This is a genomic window from Acinetobacter sp. IK40, assembly GCF_035615075.1.
Lineage (GTDB): Bacteria > Pseudomonadota > Gammaproteobacteria > Pseudomonadales > Moraxellaceae > Acinetobacter > Acinetobacter courvalinii.
Window position 1 is genome coordinate 1 of record NZ_JANBOE010000005.1, and the last position, 16,876, is coordinate 16,876.

Sequence of the window (16,876 nt, forward strand, 5' to 3'; positions counted from 1 at the left end):
GTAATTTAGATATTTAGCAAACTTATCAACCAACCCAAGAATCTAACCATTTTAGCCAAATCCTTGTTTCTCAACAAGTTTTTATCTGCATCACCGCCGATGGATGTGCATTCTACAGCATTTCAGATCGGATGCAACACCCTTTTCAATTTTTATTTAAATAATTCAACTAAGCGTCTATTTTTTACACAAATAAGGCTGAAAATGCGGAATTTGGTCGATTATTTGCTCGGTTTTATTTTTTTCCTGCCAATGTAATGGTCTGCAATCGATATATTCACAGTATCCGGTACCTTCATAATTTTTATTTTTCCATAATAGCTGGTAATGAAAGCTGCCTACATATCCTGCAGCAAGACCAAACTTATAGTCTCCCCGACTTTTGGCCTGCAACTGGAAAATCACTTCATCTTTTTCTTGGTACTGCCAAATAAACTCTCGTGGCAAATACATTTCACGTCCATTCGGTGTTTTGACTTTCGGATAAACGCGTGTGATATCCAGAACAACTTGATGTTCATAGACAACATTGGTCTCTTTTGTTTGTATTTCTATCCGTGAAAAGACAATATTATTCCATTGGTTTCTGAGTTCAGACATGATGATTTGCAAATCAGGATGAATCTGAATAATTTGATAGGTGAAAAAATGAAAAGCGATAAAAGGAAAATAAATCGCCCGGGCATGTTTTAAGACACCTCGCGCTTCGATTTGATATTTTTGTTTTTTATAAACAATTTCACCCTCACATTGGCAAGAGACATACCAGTAATCTGCCACCCCCCATTGCAAAGCCGAGTGATTTTCAATATCCGTGCAGATCTTCACCTTAAGCTGACAACTGAGTTCTTCATCTTTCCGTTTAAAATAATAATGAGGAAAATCGGCCTGAATATGATCGACATCAAGAAACTGATAGCGATCTACTTCTAACTGGCATTGTTCTTTTGCACTATAACTTTTCAGATGCCCCACCGTGGATGCACTGCTACTGACCAGAACAGTAGCTGTATCAATAGCCGTCGTGGTAATGGCACTGGCGTTATAGCAAATCGGAATACGGGGTTGCCCAATCAGGCTAATAAAATTGAAATAATGAAATGGCTCAGGTAAATTCGGCAGGATCAGGGCCTGATAAACAATTTTAAATAAACCCTTAGGCGGGTGAAAAGTTAAAGCATCTGACTTATTGAGGTTCAGCTGCTTTAATTGATTATTACTCATCAATATTGGCATACTGAACCTCCTGAATTTTAGGTTGTTATTTTTTCATCATTCTTTTTAGCAAACAAAGTCGTTACAAAGCCTGAAAGCACATAGAGAATACATACAATCAAGATCCCTACAGGAATGTTGTACGTGATTGCAGCAAAAATCAAGACCACAGGCAACATCACGACAAAAGGTACACGTTTACGATCCATTTGTTTAAATGAATAGTATTTGATGTTCGAAATCATCAGTAAACCGACTGCGACCATGACCACCGAATTAATCACCTGAATCACAATATCTCGTAAATCAAAGATAAACGGGAAATCACGACCAACCCATACTAATGAAATCACGGTAACGGCGGCAAGCGGACTGGCAATTCCGATAAAATAGCGCTTATCCACTACACCAATCTGTACATTGAAACGCGCTAGACGGAAAGCTGCACAAGCGGTATAGATAAAGCAACAGGCTAAACCAATACGCCCAAGGTCATGCAAGCTCCAGCTATACATCAAGATTGCAGGTGCCACACCAAAAGCCAATAAGTCAGAAAGTGAGTCGTATTGTTCACCAAATGCACTTTGCGCACCAATTGCACGTGCCACGCGACCATCTAGGCCATCAAGTAATGCAGCCAAGAAGATGGCATAGATTGCCTGGTTAAAATTGCCATTCATACTGGCAATAATTGAGTAGAAACCAGAAAGAAGTGCAGCCGTTGTAATTAAATTCGGCCACAAATAAATGCCACGACGTTTCACTTTTTGTCCTTCGTGCGTATGCTCTTCTTCTTCTACTTCAAAAGTGATGCCATCAAAAGAATGGGCATCTTTATTTAAATCAGAATCAGGTTTAAGAGAATTTGTCATTATTTTCAATTCCTCAAGAATATTTGGACGTTGATGGGTTATTCACCCACCAACCAACGCACTGCAGCATGTCCACCATTTTCACTCATACGCAAATGTGGAAATAACCATTGTAATGCCTGATCCGCATCTTCCGAGAATTTCCAAGGTGGATTAATCACTAACAAACCACAACCATTCAAACCGACTGGTGTGTCATCTGGCCATACACAAATTTCACAAATCAATTGACGGCGAATACCGGTTTTCAACATTTTCTTTTCAAAACGGTCGATCATCGCGCGATCTTTGATTGGATACCAAACAGCGAATACCCCTGTTGGCCATTTTTTATGAGCGGTTTGCAGTAATTCAACCAGCTGCGGGAAATCTTTACGCTCGATTTCGTAAGGTGGGTCAATCATGACCAATCCACGCTTTTCTTTTGGTGGAATGACTCCCATCAGACCTTCATAAAAATCACGCTCATGCAGGCCAGCACGTTTATCGCGAATATTAAAATATAATTGCTGAAACACGTCACGCTGCATTTCAAACACAGTCGCTTTATCTGTTTCACGCATGCCTTCAAGCGCAAACCAAGGTGATCCTGGATAAGCACCTTTACCCGAAGCTGCACGCATATCTTCAACAATTTTAAGATATTGTTTTACACCTTCCGGTGCATTTCGTTTAATCGAATCGTCAAGTTTGACCAAACGATGGATACCCGTTAAGAATTCACCTGATTTTTGTGCTTCAGAAGTCGATAAATCATATTTACCGGCACCACCATGGGTATCAATATATCGATAAGGTTTATCTTTCGTATTTAAGCGAGCAAGCAGTTGAAGCAAAAGTACATGCTTCATAACATCGGCAAAGTTACCCGCATGGAAATGGTGACGGTAATTCATGTTGACAATTTATTCCTCAATTCAGCAGGTAGTTTAACATGAAAGAAAAAAGTATTCTTTAGCGTTGATGTGATCGTCTAAAATCGCACTTTAATCCAACCCATCCTAAACTGGAGTGCCATGCAACCAACCTCTCTTGCTGAATCATGGAATTTAGAGCAAATTCTGGATGATTTAAATGAATTTGGCTTTGCCGTGATTGATGATGTCTATTCACATGAATATGTACAGTCGCTTGTTCATGAATGCACCTCTCATCTTGCGGAATTCAGAGCAGCGGGAGTACAAAACGGTGTGGTCAGCCATATCCGGAGTGACCATATCCTGTGGATTGATGGTCAGTTACCAATTGCCCAACAGCATCTCAAAGCTTTAGAAGAGTTCTCACAAGCCTTAAATCAGGCCTTTTATCTCGGCATCAAAGAAGTAGAAGCACATTTTGCCTGCTATAACGCCGGTGAATTTTATGCTTTGCATCGTGACAATCCGCAACAAAAAAATGACCGGATGATTTCCACCGTATTCTATGTGCATGAAAGCTGGCAAGAGGATTGGGGCGGTCAATTACGTTTGCAGGATAAAAATGGTCAATGGCATATTATCCAGCCCTCGCCTAATCGTCTGGCGATTTTCCAGAGCGATTTATTACATGAGGTCCTACGCTCAAAACAACAGCGCCTGTCGATTACTGCATGGTTACGTAGTGGAAGCTCAATCTGGAATCAGGGCTAAGCCCTTTAAATTGCTAAAAACAGCCTTATATACCTAGGCATAACTGACGATTCTGGATCAATACATGTCGAACGAAACTAAACAAGTCATTGCACGCATTGGTGAAACTGACCAACTCTTTTTAGAGAACAATAGTCCTGAACTTGCTTTAGAGCGTACAGACCTGCGTTTACAGCTGGTTGTACTGAGTCATGTACGTCAGGAACAGTTGCATTTCTTGCAAGAAGCAATCGTATTGCTTGAACAGGCACGAATTGAATATGAGGAAATGCCCTTAAGCCTGTATCTCAACCTGTCGTTGTCTTTAGCCAAAGCTTATATGATTTATTTCGAGTTGACCAAAGAGCAACGTTTTGCCCTCATTACTCAGCAGATTTTGAAACCACTGGCACATCATGAGCATCTGGATATTTATTTCTTTTTGGCTTATGCATCTGCCGTTAAGCAAGAACAGGCCTTAACACGACACTGGTTGAAAAAGTATGTCTCTTGCCTAGAACATGATCTGGAATTACTACAGCTTCACCCCGCTTTTGTTGAAGTCCGTAAAGAAGACTGGTTTAGTACCCTATTACGCAATAAAGCTCACTAATGTGAGCTTTATTTTTATCGAATCATGACTTGGTACTGTCTACATGCAACTGCTGATTCAGTTCATCAATTACAATGGCCCAGTCATCATCTTTATCCCAGTGACTTTTTAAAAAATCTCGCTGCCCCGCACTCCAGAACTCGGCTTCATGCAATTTCTGGTCAGCACCGAGCTGATGCGTTTTCACAAAACTTTCAATTGCAGCATCATCTGCCCCAAGCCCAAGTTGCTCAAATAAAAGTTCCAGTGTGGGTTGTTGTTCAAACATTGTTATTCTCCATAAGTGCTTCCGATCAAAATAATTTATCAGCAAACTCAGCGAATATGCTTAGGTATGTCTATATTTTCTTGTTGTTTTTTGTGATTCATGTATAAAAAAAGCACTCTATAGAGAGTGCTTTTTTCAATTTATCAGTTTGATAAATTATTTAACCATGTCAGCAATCGCTGCACGTTCTTCTTCAAGCTCGTTCAGCGTGAAGTTGATACGCTCACGGCTGAATTCGTCGATTTCTAAACCTTGAACGATTTTGTATTCACCGTTTTCAGTGGTTACAGGGAAACCGAACATTACGCCTTCAGGAATACCATAAGAACCATCAGATGGAATACCCATAGTGACCCATTTGCCGTTAGTACCCAACGCCCAGTCACGCATATGATCAATTGCAGCATTCGCAGCTGAAGCAGCTGAAGACAAACCACGCGCTTCGATAATCGCAGCACCACGTTTACCAACAGTTGGAAGGAACACATCTTTATTCCAAGCCGCATCGTTGATTTTGTCTTTTAAGCTTACGCCATTTGCAGTTGCAAAACGGTAGTCAGCATACATGGTTGGAGAGTGGTTACCCCAAACAGTCATGTTTTCGATGTCAGAAACTGCAACACCTGCTTTTTGAGCAAGTTGAGTCAACGCACGGTTGTGGTCAAGACGCAACATTGCTGTGAAGTTTTTAGCAGGAAGATCTGGAGCAGATTTCATTGCGATGTAAGCATTGGTGTTCGCAGGGTTACCCACAACCAATACTTTAACGTCACGGCTTGCAACTTCGTTCAATGCTTGGCCTTGGCCAATGAAGATTTCGCCATTTACTTTTAATAAGTCAGCACGTTCCATACCTGGACCACGTGGACGTGAACCAACTAATAACGCGTAATCAGCATCTTTAAATGCAACTTTAGGATCATCAGTCCCGATCATGCCTGCCAATAACGGGAAAGCACAGTCATCAAGTTCCATCATCACGCCTTTAAGCGCTTGTTGAGCTTTCTCAAAAGGAACTTCAAGCAATTGTAAAATGACTGGTTGATCTTTACCTAACATTTCGCCGCTTGCGATACGGAATAATAAGCTATAACCAATTTGACCAGCAGCGCCTGTAACGGCAACACGAACGGGTTGCTTCATGTGATATTCTCCAATGAGATGCGTTAGCACGATTGAACGTTATTGTTATTCAACCGAATTATCATAAACGGCAAAGATTGTACTCTAAAGCGAATGCATATGCATGTAAAAGAGAATGAATTTCAACGAAAGTCTAATAGAAAATACAAATCAAACTAGGTAAAAGCCTAATAACTGCCTTTAATCGTAAACTCACTTGGGCAGCCCGTCACAATATGGCTAGCACATTGTTTATACTGACCATTTTTCTGATAACAAACCCGAATTTCCGTCAAAACCGAATTAAATTTTGAAGATTGGCAGGTGAAGCGGATGCCATTTGGCGGCAACGATGGATTGAGCTTGGTAAATTGCTGTCTCAGGCTTTCTTTTTGTACTTCAATGGTATTTGGACTGGTCAAGTCAGCCGGTATTTTCAGGCGTTCAGCGAAATTAATAATGGTTCTAAAGTATTGGCTGGCATTCATCGGCATACAGCCACCCACATCCTGCCACAGTTGTATCCGAGCATTTTCATCCGGCATAACCCGTGCAACCACTTTCGCTTGTAACGGTGACAATCTCGCAGAAGTCTTGGTCGAGCAATCCCGGTTTAATGGCACTTCAGGCAGCAAACTTGCAATGGTCAGCGAATAGCCTTCCAGACATTTACGTTGTTTTTGTCTTGATGAATCAAATGCGCAGGCAGCAGGCGTCATTTGTACATGCATGACATAACCGGCAACATCCTGTTTATCAGCTGCATATAACGGTGCAGCGAATGATAAGGCCAGATAACAGATCAATGCCTGTATCGCTTTCATCCACTGCCCTTTTAATAAGTCGACGGCTTTCATCAAATGCAAAAACTTCATTATCTCAATTAAACATCTTCGTGTGTTTAAGGACTATTGCGCACAGGTATGGTACTCATGCGTTTTTCTAACGACTGTGCGCCTTGTCCCAGTACCACACCATAGTGCGTGGCATTGGTCATGACATGTTTCACATAGTCACGTGTTTCCAGTAATGGAATGGTTTCGGTGTACTGATCTGCGGCCATGGTCTGATTATCCGGCTGCCAACGACGGGCACGATTCGGACCAGCGTTATAGCCTGCCGTTGCCAGTACCGAACTGCCACTCAATTGACTCTGGATCATTGAAAGGTAATAGGTACCGTAACGAATATTGGTATTCATTTCACTTAATGCCGCAGGGTTATAGGTTTCACCCATTTGGCGTGCAATCAGTTTTGCCGTGTTTGGCATAATCTGCATGAGACCGCCTGCCCCGACATTGGAACGTGCAGAGGTCACAAAACGACTTTCCTGGCGCATTAAACCATATGCCCAAGCGGGATCAATACCAGCATTGTAACTATGACTGGTGACATTGCTGCGGTGCGGTGTTGCATAACGATAGGTATCGTTATGACGAGAAGTGGTCCGGTCAGCCGCATAAATGGCACGATCATACCAGCCCATGTCATGCGCACGTTTTGCTGCAGCAAGCAACAAACCATCATCATGTTGCAAATAAGCCTGTCGTACAGCCCAGTTCCATTCACGGTTGGTATAGTTTGCAGGTGCATTGATATTTCTTAACGCAAAGGCACGGCGAAAATGAATATTCTGGTTCAGACGCTGAGTATCTTGAGCGCTCGGCTGTTCGTTATAAGGCTGATGGTTATAGCGTTCGCCGATACGGTCTTTGGCTAACAAATTATGATAATCGTCGCCACCTTGTGCCAGTTTACGATAAATCTGCTGAGCCGCCTGCTTGGAACCACCATCGGAACGTTGCTCAGAGGCACGTGCTAACCAGTACTGCCAGCGATCTTCCTGTTTTTGGGTTACCGACATCGCATCAATGGCACGAATCAGACTTTCCCAGGCCCCGAAACGAATCGCTTGACGCGCGTAGATTTCAGCTTCTTCCGGGCTAAATGGATAACCATAACTCTGATCAAACGCGTTCAGTACTTCACGATTAAAACCGTTTTTCATCACAGTGGTACCACCGACATAGCCAATGGTGCGGTAAAGATATTTCTGTACAGGTTGAGGCACATCCTGAACCACACGCTGCACATTGCCTAGCGCATTGGTTAAGTCACTATCGGCAACACGGCCTAAGGCAAAAATCAGATAGGCATAATCGGCATCATTGGACTTAGGCGCACTCCATAAATAACCCAATGGATTGGCCTGAATCTGGTTAAACTGAGCCAGTGAAAGATTCAAGCCCATAGTTTGAGCTGTCGCAATTGCTGGGCCAGATTGACCTGCGCGCAATTGTCCCCACAAACGTTGCTGACGATCTTGAGTACTCATTAACGGGCTAGACAGCATTAAACGTCCCAAGCCATTACACGATTCAGGTTGAGTACTGGTGGTCAGCCAGATGTCTTTATATTCGGCAAAAACCAGACTATCGCCCGTCTTGGCACGCACTTGTGCCACCGCACAACTTTCTTCCTGATCAGGATTGGTGACATAACTCAGTACGGGCTTGGCATCGGCGAAGCTGGCCTGTTTGACTTTTTCTTCGACATAATCGGCCGCGAGTTTTTCAGCCATTGCGGATTGCGGGTAACGCTGAGCAAAACTGATAATGGACGTCGCTGGCTGAAAACCGAGATTGGTATTCAGTTTCCAATATTCCGGATAATAACCCAATGCATCATTCTGCATTGAATATTGATATTGATCGAGTAAAGCCGTGTTACCCGAATTGGCAGCACGCAAGGCATCATTGAATTGTTCGTCCAAAGCATAGACCGATGAGCAGGCAATCATTCCACTCATGGCAATAAAACGACGGAAACTGTTCTTATTATTCGATTTACGTCTTCCTGTTGTTATTAAATCACACTGCTTTTTCATCTTCATCAATATCTATGCCCAATTTTGCCTGCTTACATAGTGTAATAAGTCTAGCTTCTCACTATTGTTGTGTTATGTAAATTACTGATTCATATTCATTAAAATTCACACAATTTTATTCACAAACTGTCCATTTTTGTCAGTTTTTTATTCTCTGCGCACAAGCAAAAATACTGCTATAATCCGCGGTTTATTTAAATCCACCTTGTTTAGGAGCCTGCATGACGGTTCAAACATTCATTCCCAGTGCTGTAAAAGCTGCCTCAGAAAACACTGTTACCCAGCCCATGCACACCGCTGATGTTTCAATTAAGAAGTTATATATTGAAACTCAAGGGTGTCAGATGAATGAGTATGACAGTCATCGTATGGCAGATTTGTTAGGTGATTCGCACGGTTATGTGCTCACTGACAATCCGAATGATGCAGATATTCTGCTGATGAATACCTGTTCGATTCGTGAAAAAGCCCAAGAAAAGGTCTTCAGTGGTTTAGGCCGCTGGCGCAAACTTAAAGAAAAAAATCCTGATCTGGTGATTGGTGTTGGTGGTTGTGTTGCTTCTCAAGAAGGCGACAACATTCAAAAACGCGCACCCTATGTCGACATGGTCTTTGGCCCGCAAACCTTGCACCGTTTGCCACAAATGCTGGATCAGCATAACGAGCAAGTAGAAAAGCCAAAGAAAGAAAAAATCAAACTGGTGGATATTTCTTTCCCGGATATCGAAAAGTTCGACTTCCTGCCTGAACCACGCGTCGAAGGCTTTAAGGCATTTGTCTCTATCATGGAAGGCTGTTCTAAATACTGTTCTTTCTGTGTGGTTCCTTATACCCGTGGTGAAGAAGTTTCACGTCCACTGGATGACGTGCTGGCTGAAATTGCCGGTTTAGCTGAAAAAGGGGTTCGTGAAATCAGCTTACTAGGCCAAAACGTGAATGGTTATCGTGGTGAAACCTTCGAAGGTGGCATCTGTAGCTTCCCGGAATTATTGCGCTTGGTTGCAGAGATTCCAGGAATCGGTCGTCTACGCTATACCACCTCTCACCCGCTTGAATTTTCAGATGATCTGATTCAGTGCTACCGTGATTTACCGCAAATGGTGTCGCATTTACATTTGCCAGTACAAAGTGGTTCGAACGATGTACTGCAAGCCATGAAACGTAACCACACCATCGATGTGTACATTGATAAAATTGCCAAGCTACGCAAAGTACGTCCAGATATGCATTTATCCAGTGACTTCATTATCGGTTTCCCGGGTGAAACAGATGAACACTTTGCTGAAACCTTGCAATTTATTAAAGATTTAGATTTCGATCATTCTTACAGTTTTGTTTATTCAAAACGTCCGGGCACCCCTGCATCGGACTTACCGGATAGCACACCCGAGCAAGTGAAAAAAGATCGACTTGCACAAGTTCAGGAAGTGATTAAGAAATCGAGTATCGATAAAACTGATGCCATGCTCGGTAAAATTGAACGCGTGCTGATTGAAAAAATATCGGATAAAGACCCGAATGTTTTAATCGGTACCGCAGACAATACACGTTTAGTCACCTTTATCGGTGATGCCGCATGGGTTGGTCGTTTCGCAGAGATCGAGATCACTGAAATCAAAACTTTAAATTTAGTTTACGGAGAACTCTTGAATCTTGAACCTGACGTGGCGTAATGTAAGGGTTATTCCTACAAAGCAACAAAAAGGGTTTATCTTGACTGCAGCGATTCGACGTACAGTAACGTTCCCTGAGATTCAATTGGAACGCTTAAAAAGCATGCTCGGTGCGTATAACGGGCATTTAAAACAAATCGAACAACGTTTAGATGTCAAAATTACTCACCGTGGCGATGCCTTTTATCTCGATGGTGATATAGAAGCGGTCGAAAGAGCCGAAGCACTATTGCAACGGCTCTATCAAGAATCAGAAATTTCCTCACAAATCAGTGCCGATGTCATTCATTTGATGATCCAGGGTTCACAGACCGACCGTGAACTCATGGATGATTCAGAACAGGAACATACGGGCCTTGACAGTGTTTGGTTGCAGACCCGCAAAGGGCGAATCAACCCACGTGGTGCCAATCAAAAACGTTACGTACAACGCATTTTACAAAGTGATATTTCATTCGGTATCGGCCCTGCCGGGACAGGTAAGACCTATCTGGCGGTTGCTGCTGCGGTTGATATGCTGGAACGCAATGAGATTCAGCGCATTTTGCTGGTTCGTCCAGCGGTTGAAGCAGGTGAAAAGCTGGGTTTCTTACCCGGCGATCTGACCCAGAAAATCGATCCTTACTTGCGCCCGCTTTACGATGCCCTGTATGAAATGCTGGGTTTTGAAAAAGTAGCCAAACTGATTGAACGTCAGGTGATTGAAGTTGCTCCGCTCGCTTACATGCGTGGACGCACCCTGAATCACTCTTTCGTGATTTTGGATGAAGCGCAAAACACCACCCCTGAACAGATGAAGATGTTTTTGACCCGTTTAGGTTTTGGCTCTCGTGCCGTGATCACCGGTGACGTGACTCAGGTTGACTTGCCACGCGGCCAGCAATCCGGTTTGGCACAAGCCTTACGGGTACTGGAAAATGTGCATGAAATTCATATCACCCGTTTCCACTCACGTGATGTCGTGCGCCATCAATTGGTACAAAAAATTGTTGAAGCTTACGAAGGCTGGGATAATGAGCAGCAACGCTTGTCAGCAGAAGCCCGCGCCGAACGCAAAGCCAAACAAGAAGCACTGATTGCAGAAAATGATGAGAAAGCTGATGCCCAGCATTAAATAATATTAATCTAATTCGATACTGGGAGCTGTCATTCGCAACCTGAGCGAAGATAAACAAAGCTATGCTTTGTCTGAGCGCAAGATGAACAGCTATGCTGTGAATGAAGGATGCGGATCTAACGTTACAATAAATGTAAAATCAGGTTTTGCCTACTTTTGCCAAAACAAAAGTAGGTCGCGCCGAAGGCTTATCCAGCAAATGGATGAGAATGTGGCAAGATTCCACTATGATCTTTATCTACATTTCTTAGACTCAATCTAAGTTCGTAGATCTAATTTATATCTAAGGATCTATTTTGAAAATCAATTTAAGTCTTCAACAAGACTTTCAAGCTGCTGAATTGCCACTCAAACGTGGGCAAATCAAAAAAAATATCGAAACTGCACTGCGTCATGTCGGTTTCGATGTCAATTGCGAAATCGGAATTGCCTGTGTCGACATCGCAGAAAGCCATGAACTCAACCTACAATATCGTGAAAAAGACAAACCGACCAATGTGCTGTCTTTCCCCTGTGACATCCCAGAGGAAATGCTCAGCTTACTCGATGCAGAGCCTTTAGGGGATTTGGTGATTTGTATTCCTGTGGTTTTACAAGAAGCCGCTGAACAGCAAAAAACACCAAATGATCATTTCAATCATTTACTGGTCCATGGCGTTTTACATTTACTCGGTTATGACCATGAGACTAGCGAAGCTGAAGCTGAAGAGATGGAAGCTTTGGAAATCGAGATTCTGAAAAAACTGGGAATCGCCAATCCTTACCAAGCCGATGAAAGCTAATCCAAGGTCCTATGTATATCGTTATTTTTAAAGCCACGATCAAACAACTTGATGCAACGTATTCAGACATGGCCCAAATGCTCAGACATAAAGCCTTGAGCCAGTTTAACTGTGCCAAGTTTGAAGCATGCAGTGAAAATGGTTTTGAAATTGCCCTGTCTTATTGGCATAGCCTTGAAGATATTCAACGTTGGCAACAAGATGCAGAACATCAAGTAGCCCAGCGCTTGGGTCAACAAAAATGGTATCAGGACTTTAGCGTTGAAATCTGTAAGATTGAACGAGCCTATTCCAGTCAAAAGGAATTGTGAATAAAGACAAACTTATCCACAAACCGCATAAAAACGGCTGAATCTAGCCGTTTTTTTATTGATTCAATTTTAGAATTGGTAGCGGAAAGTCAATGTTGCATTCCGTGGCGCTCCATAGTTCATACTATTTGCACCAATACCATCATAATATTCTTTGTCTAATAAATTATCTAAGTTAAGTTGCACACTGATATTTTGATCAACTTTATAACCCAACATTGCACTCAGCAAGAAAACCTCATCTTGCTCAATCAAACTGGCACCAGTTCCCGTATAAGTTTTTCCTCTATAATTTACACCAAAGCCTGCATTCCATTGTTCCGCTTTATATTTAACAAATAAATTTGATGTGGTACGAGCACTATTGACTGCTACTTTCTGATCTTTAGCATCTTTGGCTTCAAAGTTTGCGATACCAAAATTCACGCCCCAGTTCTGGTTTATTTCACCATCAATTTCAAGCTCAACCCCTTTACTAACAACCCCATCAACAGCTCTATATGCTTTTTCATCAGGTTTAACACCAATAACGGTTACGCCTGAGAGCTCCTCAGCAAAATTACTTTGTTCAATTCTGAATATAGAAAGCGCAGTATTTAGGCGGCCACCAAACCATTCACTTTTTATACCTGTGTCATAATTTCGACCAATAATCGGATCAATGTAATTCGCATTTACATCACGACGATTTTGCGGTTTAAAAATATCGGTATAACTTGCATAGAAAGAATGATCTTGAGCAAAATCATAGACAAGCCCTACATAAGGCGTGACTTGATCTTTGAATTCACGATTCCCCTTACCATCTTCAGACTCATATTCCCAGTTCGACAGTCTTGCTCCTGCCACCACTTTTAATGGATCAAGCACTTGGAATTTACCTGCAATATAAACACCTGTTTGAGTCGTTGTATTACCTGGCAATTTCTGTGGATTGGTAATAGGAGTAAGCAACTTGGTATTCATATCGGAAAAATCGAGTTGTTTCCATTTATCAATATCCAGATCATTTGTTCCTTTGTCCTTTCCTTGAATGGTTCCATAACGACTATTGACCAATTCACTTTTATTCCATGAACCACCCAATATAATTTCTTGCTTACGATCTGCAATGGTGAAAGGTGCTGATATATACATATCAATGTTATTTTCATCATTACGAGCATCTGACGAATACACTGAAACAGAACCTAGACTTTTATTAGTTGCCTTATCGACCTTGCCATCAATATAAAGTAAGGCGGTTTCTTTATCATTTCGCTGAAAGGAATAGGCAATATTTAAATTTACATCATTAAAAAGATTCTGTTTTAAGCCAGCAAAAACTGCTGTTGTATTAACATTCCAGTACGTCCAGTCTGAACTCACTGTTAGAGAGCGATCAAATTTGGTCCGCGTCCCATCATTATAAAAAGCAGGTAAGCCTCCCCAACGTATTCCATCACGATTTAATTCTTGGTAGGTCGCTGCAAAGGATAAATTTGTTTTATCCGTAACATCATAGTCAATTGCACCATAAACAATATTACGTTCTCTTGAGAAGAAATCCATAAAGGAGTCTTCATCTGAGTGCTTTATATAAACTCGCCCACGTAAAGAACCATCTGCATTTAATGCATTCGAAAGATCCGCAGAACTAGTATAGCGATTCCATGACCCAACAGATGCATTCACATTACCTGTGAATTCTTTGGCATTGGCACGTTTACGTACCATATTTATTCCCATCGAAGGGTTACCTGCGCCCGAGTTTAAGCCATTGGCTCCTTTGACGACTTCAACGCGATCATAGATTCCCAAATCCAAATCACCTTCTGCAAGTGATGATGTACTTGGCATGCCATCGATCAGGTGATAATCCACCTGAAAGCCACGGGCAAAATAACTTTGACGCTCATCTGTACGAGAAACAGTTACTCCCGTGACATTACTCATGAAATCTTGAAAAGAATCAATATTTCGGTCATCCAAATATTCACGTGTATAAACTTTCACAGCTTGAGGAGTATCTCTCAAAGACAAATCAAATTTAGTCGCAGTATTGGTACTTTTAGCTGTGTAACTTCCAGTTCCTTCGGTCTTTGCCCGATCACTTTGTTCAGCTTTGACTGTAATCGTTGGCAACTGTGCAGTGTCATTAGATGGTTTACTTTCTGCAAAAGCCAATGATGGAAAAATAATTGTTGCCATCGCCAATACAAGCGGGTGCGCTTTAAACAGGCTCAAAGTCGGATCTTGGTGCATGAAATATGTCCTTATAAAGGGAAGTGCATTTGAAAACATGCATATCCTTCCCCCCGAAAATTTAAAGAAGGATGCATTCATTTTCAAAAAGGAGATTTAACAAAAAGACACTGCAAATGATAATTGTTTTTATTATCAATTCAATAATTGATAAATAAATTTAAACTATTGTTTTTAATTAATTTAAATTATAAAAAATTCACTAAAAAATATAATCATTTGATTTTTATATATATTTAATTTGGTTTTTAATCATCATAAATTCCAATCAGAAAATATACCTGACTTCAATGCACTTCAAACTCTGCATCGACGGGGTCAAAACGCCAAGTCCGTATAATTCGCAACTCCGAAATATCCTTTTTCATCGCTGCATCAAATGCTCCAAATGGTGCACCACGGCGCACTGACGCTTTAGCAGCTTCATCCAAAATGGAATGCCCCGAACTTTCGATTAAACGAATCGCCCGAATCCCGCCCTCCGCATTCAGAATCACCATTAAACGCACTTCTCCGGCTAAACGTTGCTGCTTTGCCTCATCCGGATAATAACGGTTGCCATACAATTCGACTTTTTGACGGAACTTATCCAGATAGGCAGCGGATGCATCTTGTTTGGCTTGAATGCCATCAACCGTTTTAATGCGTTGTTTGCGGCTAAAATTTTGCTGCCGTTGTAAATATTGTGCTTCCAAGCTCGCTACCATCGCGGCCTTGGCCTGAAACTGGCTTTGTAACTCATCCAAAGTCTTTTTACGTTCGCTTTGTTCTGCCTGTTTTTGCCAGCTTAAAACTGTCATTAATACTTTTTCTTCAAACTTGAGCTCACGTTTCTGCTGAACTTTTTCCAGACTTTCTAGTGTAGACTCGCCTGTTGTCGCATCAGCCTGCATGGGCGCTGGCATATCACTGGCCATACGATGCGCTTGACGGAAATCACCCGAACCCTGTTGATCCGCCTGGGCCAGAAAATCCGCCTCTTTGACTTTATCCGCACTGGGACGCACAGTGACTGCAATTTCTTTGGTTGAGGTATCTGCAGGCGATGGCATGGTAAAATGAATAGCCAGCACAGTACCATGCAGCAGCATCGCCAAAGCAACCGCCCCTACAAAAAGCGGATCTTGCCACCAATAACCAGACAGCGCTGAACGAAAATTTATTTTATTCCACATGCGATTCAAGCGGCAAAAAATGCCTCATCCCCAACGGTGATAACCGTATAAAAACCCAAACAATATTCAAAAGTTTACAAAAATGTGATCCACTTATAGTTACAGTGTTTCCATAACATCATTTTATGAAAATGTAGCAATTAATTTTGCTACACTGCAAGTTAGAAATTTATTTTTATTTTTAGTTAATACAAAGATCGTGGTATTGCATGACCTATCAATTCACTTTCTGGAACAACTTTTATGCAAACGCTAATCTCGTCCGTTTTTAAACGTCTACGTAAAGTTTACCAAAAAGCAGAAGAATTCATCGAAGAAGAAAGAGAATTTTCGCTTTCACAAGTTTTTGTGAATGCCACCATGGAGCGTTATGTCACAGAAAATGTCGACATGATGCAAGACCTACATGCCGATTTATATGATGGCTGGTTACGCTTATATACCACGCTAGATGTAAAAGGCTTGCATACCACGCTCTCGGTCGACTTGAAATTGATTCAGATGGAAATGAATCAAAACGTACAACTGATGGTGTTTGAACAGATCAGCAATACTCAGGTCATTGAAGCAAAATTCAAGAATATTTTTCAGAAATGGGGCTTTTATATTGCCATCTGGTATTACCAGAAATTTCGTGAAGAAGATCCTCTAGGTAAAATCCTGGAACATTTTGATATCGTCAAAGTCAAGGATGAATTGCTTTATCTGGACCTGAATCGCTGGCTTGGCAAGAAAGCCAGTATTATCGAAACGCTGAGCAAAGTGCATGTAAACCGAGCCCGGGTTCGTCCAGCAGAGTTAATCGTCTGGGGCAATGTTAATCTGGCTGCAATTCTGTCGCCATCAAACGATGACGACTTTGATGAAGATGGGCTGGAAGATACTGAAGTCACCCCGATTCAGCAAAAAGACCCTAAGCAGTAACAAATTGATTATTCGGTGGTATGTTGCACCATAACCCATACCACGCCTATACACAACTTCATGATT

16 protein-coding genes are annotated in these 16,876 nt (G+C 41.8%); 7 read left to right on the top strand and 9 right to left on the bottom strand.

Annotated features, from left to right (window positions below):
• Positions 1 to 177: 177 nt before the first annotated feature.
• The 3 genes from MSG93_RS09900 to MSG93_RS09910 are packed head-to-tail and all read right to left on the bottom strand — an operon-like array spanning position 178 to position 2,983.
• Positions 178 to 1,236: a DUF6670 family protein gene (locus MSG93_RS09900; protein WP_324621588.1), complete on the bottom strand. Its 1,059-nt coding sequence runs from the start codon at positions 1,234 to 1,236 to the stop codon at positions 178 to 180.
• Positions 1,237 to 1,253: 17 nt separating this feature from the next.
• Positions 1,254 to 2,087, bottom strand: coding sequence for a CDP-diacylglycerol--serine O-phosphatidyltransferase (pssA, locus tag MSG93_RS09905; RefSeq protein ID WP_005226718.1), 834 nt, complete (start codon positions 2,085 to 2,087; stop codon positions 1,254 to 1,256).
• Positions 2,088 to 2,125: 38 nt separating this feature from the next.
• Positions 2,126 to 2,983, bottom strand: coding sequence for a 23S rRNA (adenine(2030)-N(6))-methyltransferase RlmJ (locus MSG93_RS09910; RefSeq protein ID WP_005280560.1), 858 nt, complete (start codon positions 2,981 to 2,983; stop codon positions 2,126 to 2,128).
• Positions 2,984 to 3,103: 120 nt separating this feature from the next.
• On the opposite strand from MSG93_RS09910, the gene MSG93_RS09915 reads away from it, so the two are divergent.
• Positions 3,104 to 3,715: a 2OG-Fe(II) oxygenase gene (locus tag MSG93_RS09915; RefSeq protein ID WP_324621589.1), complete on the top strand. Its 612-nt coding sequence runs from the start codon at positions 3,104 to 3,106 to the stop codon at positions 3,713 to 3,715.
• A 64-nt stretch (positions 3,716 to 3,779) separates the two neighbouring features.
• Positions 3,780 to 4,307, top strand: coding sequence for a hypothetical protein (locus MSG93_RS09920; RefSeq protein WP_324621591.1), 528 nt, complete (start codon positions 3,780 to 3,782; stop codon positions 4,305 to 4,307).
• Between the two features lie 22 nt (positions 4,308 to 4,329).
• On the opposite strand, the gene MSG93_RS09925 is transcribed toward MSG93_RS09920, so the two are convergent.
• The 4 genes from MSG93_RS09925 to MSG93_RS09940 all read right to left on the bottom strand — a co-directional run bounded on the left by MSG93_RS09925 (position 4,330) and on the right by MSG93_RS09940 (position 8,506).
• The gene (locus MSG93_RS09925) at positions 4,330 to 4,575 is read right to left on the bottom strand and encodes a DUF2789 family protein (RefSeq protein ID WP_005280568.1); all 246 of its coding nucleotides are present in this window, start codon (positions 4,573 to 4,575) and stop codon (positions 4,330 to 4,332) included.
• Between the two features lie 156 nt (positions 4,576 to 4,731).
• Entirely contained in the window at positions 4,732 to 5,718 is a 987-nt protein-coding gene (locus MSG93_RS09930; RefSeq protein ID WP_005226708.1) for a malate dehydrogenase, read from the bottom strand.
• 167 nt (positions 5,719 to 5,885) lie between these two features.
• Positions 5,886 to 6,554: a hypothetical protein gene (locus MSG93_RS09935; protein ID WP_005226706.1), complete on the bottom strand. Its 669-nt coding sequence runs from the start codon at positions 6,552 to 6,554 to the stop codon at positions 5,886 to 5,888.
• Positions 6,555 to 6,598: 44 nt separating this feature from the next.
• The gene (locus tag MSG93_RS09940) at positions 6,599 to 8,506 is read right to left on the bottom strand and encodes a lytic transglycosylase domain-containing protein (protein ID WP_171062213.1); all 1,908 of its coding nucleotides are present in this window, start codon (positions 8,504 to 8,506) and stop codon (positions 6,599 to 6,601) included.
• Between the two features lie 299 nt (positions 8,507 to 8,805).
• Between MSG93_RS09940 and miaB the strand changes: the two genes are divergently transcribed.
• The 4 genes from miaB (at position 8,806) to MSG93_RS09960 (ending at position 12,467) form a co-directional block, all read left to right on the top strand.
• Entirely contained in the window at positions 8,806 to 10,257 is a 1,452-nt protein-coding gene (miaB, locus tag MSG93_RS09945) for a tRNA (N6-isopentenyl adenosine(37)-C2)-methylthiotransferase MiaB (RefSeq protein WP_324621592.1), read from the top strand.
• A 40-nt stretch (positions 10,258 to 10,297) separates the two neighbouring features.
• Entirely contained in the window at positions 10,298 to 11,371 is a 1,074-nt protein-coding gene (locus MSG93_RS09950; RefSeq protein ID WP_032870775.1) for a PhoH family protein, read from the top strand.
• Between the two features lie 299 nt (positions 11,372 to 11,670).
• Positions 11,671 to 12,156, top strand: coding sequence for an rRNA maturation RNase YbeY (gene ybeY, locus MSG93_RS09955; RefSeq protein ID WP_324621593.1), 486 nt, complete (start codon positions 11,671 to 11,673; stop codon positions 12,154 to 12,156).
• 11 nt (positions 12,157 to 12,167) lie between these two features.
• A complete protein-coding gene (locus MSG93_RS09960; RefSeq protein ID WP_005226696.1) occupies positions 12,168 to 12,467 on the top strand; it encodes an antibiotic biosynthesis monooxygenase family protein in 300 nt (99 codons plus the stop codon).
• Between the two features lie 69 nt (positions 12,468 to 12,536).
• On the opposite strand, the gene MSG93_RS09965 is transcribed toward MSG93_RS09960, so the two are convergent.
• Positions 12,537 to 14,711: a TonB-dependent siderophore receptor gene (locus MSG93_RS09965; protein WP_005280581.1), complete on the bottom strand. Its 2,175-nt coding sequence runs from the start codon at positions 14,709 to 14,711 to the stop codon at positions 12,537 to 12,539.
• A 287-nt stretch (positions 14,712 to 14,998) separates the two neighbouring features.
• Complete coding sequence (locus MSG93_RS09970) at positions 14,999 to 15,886, bottom strand: TonB family protein (RefSeq protein ID WP_324621594.1); 888 nt, start codon at positions 15,884 to 15,886, stop codon at positions 14,999 to 15,001.
• A 243-nt stretch (positions 15,887 to 16,129) separates the two neighbouring features.
• Between MSG93_RS09970 and MSG93_RS09975 the strand changes: the two genes are divergently transcribed.
• On the top strand, positions 16,130 to 16,810 hold the full coding sequence (locus tag MSG93_RS09975; RefSeq protein WP_005280587.1) for a hypothetical protein: 681 nt from the start codon (positions 16,130 to 16,132) through the stop codon (positions 16,808 to 16,810).
• Positions 16,811 to 16,876 lie beyond the last annotated feature (66 nt).

Coding starts and splice junctions, on each gene's coding strand:
- MSG93_RS09900 (WP_324621588.1), bottom strand. CDS start 1,236: ATGCCAATATTGATGAGTAATAATCAATTAAAGCAGCTGAACCTCAAT.
- pssA (WP_005226718.1), bottom strand. CDS start 2,087: ATGACAAATTCTCTTAAACCTGATTCTGATTTAAATAAAGATGCCCAT.
- MSG93_RS09910 (WP_005280560.1), bottom strand. CDS start 2,983: ATGAATTACCGTCACCATTTCCATGCGGGTAACTTTGCCGATGTTATG.
- MSG93_RS09915 (WP_324621589.1), top strand. CDS start 3,104: ATGCAACCAACCTCTCTTGCTGAATCATGGAATTTAGAGCAAATTCTG.
- MSG93_RS09920 (WP_324621591.1), top strand. CDS start 3,780: ATGTCGAACGAAACTAAACAAGTCATTGCACGCATTGGTGAAACTGAC.
- MSG93_RS09925 (WP_005280568.1), bottom strand. CDS start 4,575: ATGTTTGAACAACAACCCACACTGGAACTTTTATTTGAGCAACTTGGG.
- MSG93_RS09930 (WP_005226708.1), bottom strand. CDS start 5,718: ATGAAGCAACCCGTTCGTGTTGCCGTTACAGGCGCTGCTGGTCAAATT.
- MSG93_RS09935 (WP_005226706.1), bottom strand. CDS start 6,554: ATGAAAGCCGTCGACTTATTAAAAGGGCAGTGGATGAAAGCGATACAG.
- MSG93_RS09940 (WP_171062213.1), bottom strand. CDS start 8,506: ATGAGTGGAATGATTGCCTGCTCATCGGTCTATGCTTTGGACGAACAA.
- miaB (WP_324621592.1), top strand. CDS start 8,806: ATGACGGTTCAAACATTCATTCCCAGTGCTGTAAAAGCTGCCTCAGAA.
- MSG93_RS09960 (WP_005226696.1), top strand. CDS start 12,168: ATGTATATCGTTATTTTTAAAGCCACGATCAAACAACTTGATGCAACG.
- MSG93_RS09965 (WP_005280581.1), bottom strand. CDS start 14,711: ATGCACCAAGATCCGACTTTGAGCCTGTTTAAAGCGCACCCGCTTGTA.
- MSG93_RS09970 (WP_324621594.1), bottom strand. CDS start 15,886: ATGTGGAATAAAATAAATTTTCGTTCAGCGCTGTCTGGTTATTGGTGG.
- MSG93_RS09975 (WP_005280587.1), top strand. CDS start 16,130: ATGCAAACGCTAATCTCGTCCGTTTTTAAACGTCTACGTAAAGTTTAC.